Raw genomic sequence first — 3,895 nt, 5'->3', positions numbered from 1 at the left:
AAGCCCAATCCAAAGCGGCGGGGCGACGAACAGGAACCCGATACGAGGTGTGGTACATCCGGGGCGAGCGGGCACGTGACCGCGAAGCCCTCCTTCTGCGGCTGGGGTGTGCTTTATAAATCGGGCGCTCACGCCGTGAAAGCTCTGTGCCTTACCCCGGGAGGTCTGCCGCGTGTGGACGGACCCACTGAGAGACGAGCGATCGTCTCTGATCGCGTGGCAGAAATCAGCAGAGGGCATAGTAGGTTCGCCCGTGAACCGAAGGCCCGAACAGAGACAGGAGTCGAGTGTCCGTGCAGGGAAACGGGATGGCATCCGCAAAGCAGCTTGCGCTGACCCTGGAGCAACCAGGGGATGAACCCGTTGCCGGAAATCGGGAGAACTCGCACTCCGTTCAACCCTCACCGTGGATGGCGCGTGTATTGAGCAGGGACAACCTCAATCGCGCCCTGAAACAGGTTCGACGTAACAAGGGAGCGCCGGGCATCGACGGCATGACCGTGGATGAACTGCCGGATTATCTGCGCCAACATTGGCCCGAGATCCGGCAGCAACTGCTCCAGCAGACCTACCGACCCAAACCGGTCCGGCGGGTCACCATCCCCAAAGCCAACGGCGGTTCTCGCCCTCTGGGCATTCCAACGGTGCTGGATCGCTTCATCCAGCAGGCAATCGCTCAGGTGATCCAGCAGGACTGGGAACCCCGCTTCCACCCACACAGCTATGGCTTCCGTCCGGGGCGTTCTGCCCATCAGGCAGTTCGATACGGACAGCATTGCGCTCGGGAAGGCCGTAACTGGGTAGTGGATCTGGACCTGGAAGCCTTCTTTGACCGGGTAAACCATGATCGCCTAATGGCACGCCTGAAACGGCACACGCCGGACAGGCCGATGCTCAGGTTGATCAACCGGTACCTGAAGGCAGGTGTACAGATCGACAGCCGCAAAACACCAACACCCGAGGGCGTGCCCCAAGGCGGGCCACTGTCTCCGGTGTTGGCGAATGTGGTGCTGGATGAGCTGGATTGGGAGCTGGAACGGCGCAACCTGAAATTTGCCCGCTACGCGGATGACTGCCAGATCTACGTGGGCAGTCGCCGTGCAGGAGAGCGGGTGATGGTGAGTCTGACGCGCTTTATCGAGGACTCGCTGAGGCTCACAGTGAATACACGAAAGAGCGCGGTAGACCGGCCCTGGAAGCGCAGCTTCCTGGGCTTCACCCTCAGCCGGAAAGGGCAGCGATTGAAAGTGGCTGACAAAGCTATCACCAAGCTGAAAACCCAGATCCGGATACTGAGCCGCCGAACACGGGGCCACTCACTGGCCCAGGTGATCGCAGATTTGAAAGAGACCCTGCTTGGTTGGAAAGCGTACTTCGACGCAGCCGAAGTGCTGAGCCCCCTGCGGGACCTGGACAAGTGGATACGGCGGAGAATGAGAAGTTACGTGTGGAAGCAATGGGGCCGAAGGGGGTATCGTGAGCTGAGAAAGCGGGGTGTCTCGGTCAAACTGGCCTGGAACACTGCGAAATCAGCCCACGGCCCGTGGCGGCTGAGTCATTCGCCAGCCCTGCGGCAAGCCTTACCGGCCCGGTTGTTTCGGAGCTATGGACTGCCGGAACTGGCAGTGCGGTAACGGGTTGAATCAAGTCACTGAATCGCCGTGGTACGTGATCCGTATGCCCGGTGATGTGGGAGGAGGGGCATCGTGAGGTGCCTCCCTATCCCGATTAGAACAGTATGAAGATTGATCCAGAAAAGATATTCAATGGTGGAAGGCTGTTTCTCTGGGATGAAAAGGATCTTCAGAAGGCAGAGTACACAGTAAATCCAATTGAAGTGACGTCACTAAGGGTTGGTGCCAAGTGCTTCAGCTACTATGGGATAGAGAACCTGTTAGGTAGATTATCAAAATACATAAATGTGGCCGCGATCGAGCTCGCTGATGACAGGATTCAGGATCACGATATGCCGAAGGTAAGGCAGCAATTCGAGAGGGCTTTTCCTGCTGCAACTTTCAAATGGGGCTATGACCTGTTGGTGGCAGGCAAGCATGGGCGTTGAAGTATCAAATTCTAACAAGGCGCTGTAGTACGCGGCCGATGGCCGCCGGACGCCCTTTTCATTGCGGCTTCGCCTCCATTACAAGGGCGCCGCTAATCTCAGCGTTAGCCAAAATATGCTTCGAGCTCATCTAAAAAACTATCGCTATTCCTGCGGTTGGACGTTGCTCTTTTGCTCGCTTTCATGGGCTTTCCTCGACTTTGCAGACGCATATGCCTGGTATTTAAGGGATCTAGCTGCCGGCGATCTGAACCCGTCAGTATTCGAGTATTTGTGGCGAGGGACGTTCCGAATCCACGAACTGATGTTTGGCTTACTCTTCTATATCCCTCTCTCAGTCGTGCTTCTTTGCAAGTACGCTGAGGTCAATAGAATTATCTGGTTGGCTGTCTCTATCGTCATGATGTTGGCAAGCGCAAGCATGATCGGTGAAGGGGGTGATAGGAAAGGGTGTCACGCATGTCTGGGGATCATGTATTTATATATGCTAGTGCTTCCTGTGCCAGCGATGGTTAGCGCCCTTATCGGGGTGATTGCGTGGCATAAATCAAGAGGGCAATCTGTTGGCAAAGGCTAACAAGGCCAGGCACGCGACGCCTACTGCATTGCGGCTTCGCCTCCATTCCGTAGCCGCGCATGCTGGCTAGCGTTATACGAAGTAGGCTATGAGCATCGAAGAGAGATTTTGGAAATATCAGGACGTTTGGAGTGATTGTTATTTTGGGTATGTATTGCTCCCCAATCTGAGCGGCGAAAATGGCCAGGACGTGATACAAGAATGCTTATCTCAGAACAACCAGCTAGATTTCTATCCGTGGTTAAACGAGAAAGAAACGATTACTTTTCCAAGCAGGGGATTGAAGCAAGTATCACTTGAAGAATTCGAGAATCTGTTCATACAAATGGCAAGTGAAGCTATAAGGTACGGAAGCGAGCGGCAACTATCCGATGCCGATCTGAAGATGTTATTGGCTTCTTTCCAGGAGGAGCTTGTTAATCCAGCATTTTTCAGTAATTTCACTAGGTCAGGTTGGCATCCCGTAACAAACCATAGTCGGGATAGTTTTTTGTGTGCAGTAGGAAAAAACAAAATTGGAATGTGGCTAACTTGTGACGACGAATAATCGTATAACAATGCAAGTCAGTCTGACGGCTTTTCCGTTACTTGTTTTTCGGTTTAACGCTAAGCTACCGAAAAACAATCCACTACAAAGCCGCAGCTGCTTGCGGCGTTAAGCGTCAAAGGAATTCAGATGGGATCATGGGTCAGGTGTAAATGTGAAGAGCTTGTTCATACGAATATGTTCTGTGGGACTGGTATTTCGCTGATCGTCGAAGAAGACTATCTTGATGAGGAGAGGCCAAATAAATCGGCTGAAGATTTTATCTCTGAATTAGTCGTTACGAGAAGTCGGCTTTTGGAATGCGGTAATTGTAAACGTCTTATTGTACTCGACGAGCGTAATAACGAAATAAAATACTACAAATTGGAAGATAATGCTTAACAAACGTAGGCAGTGCGACATTTATTTCGGCGTCTTTTGCGCGGCGGGCGCTACGCTGCCACACAAAATCCACCTACATAAATGCGCCTGCTACGGGCGTTAATGGCCCAGGCCGTCTTCATTTTTGGCGGGCTCAGTGCAAGGGCCTTGGCATCGGACTTGGCTGCAAAGCCGCCTTTGTTGGTGATGGCCAAGGCCGGAAAAGTTGCTGTCGAGGGTGGTTGCCAGCATCATCGGCAGCATGGTTATTCATGGCGTGCCCTAGTCGCGGGGCCGTCCAGTTCAGATGGTAATCGGATTGGCGTTGTTTGCGCTCTGGTTCCTTTCG

General features: G+C 53.3%; 4 protein-coding genes. All 4 read left to right on the top strand.

Features of this window, described 5'->3' with window-relative positions; translation table 11 throughout:
* Positions 1 to 308: 308 nt before the first annotated feature.
* The gene (gene ltrA / locus C7H09_RS08220) at positions 309 to 1,634 is read left to right on the top strand and encodes a group II intron reverse transcriptase/maturase (protein ID WP_106761967.1); all 1,326 of its coding nucleotides are present in this window, start codon (positions 309 to 311) and stop codon (positions 1,632 to 1,634) included.
* A gap of 104 nt (positions 1,635 to 1,738) precedes the next feature.
* A complete protein-coding gene (locus C7H09_RS08215; RefSeq protein WP_106762078.1) occupies positions 1,739 to 2,062 on the top strand; it encodes a hypothetical protein in 324 nt (107 codons plus the stop codon).
* Positions 2,063 to 2,727: 665 nt separating this feature from the next.
* Entirely contained in the window at positions 2,728 to 3,186 is a 459-nt protein-coding gene (locus tag C7H09_RS08205) for a hypothetical protein (RefSeq protein ID WP_106762076.1), read from the top strand.
* Between the two features lie 483 nt (positions 3,187 to 3,669).
* The coding region (locus C7H09_RS19965; protein ID WP_206074293.1) for a hypothetical protein at positions 3,670 to 3,895 on the top strand (226 nt) is incomplete at its 3' end.

This window comes from Marinobacter fuscus, from assembly GCF_003007675.1.
Lineage (GTDB): Bacteria > Pseudomonadota > Gammaproteobacteria > Pseudomonadales > Oleiphilaceae > Marinobacter > Marinobacter fuscus.
Note: the sequence above shows the minus strand (reverse complement) of the source record. Positions and strands in the feature narration are given on the sequence as shown.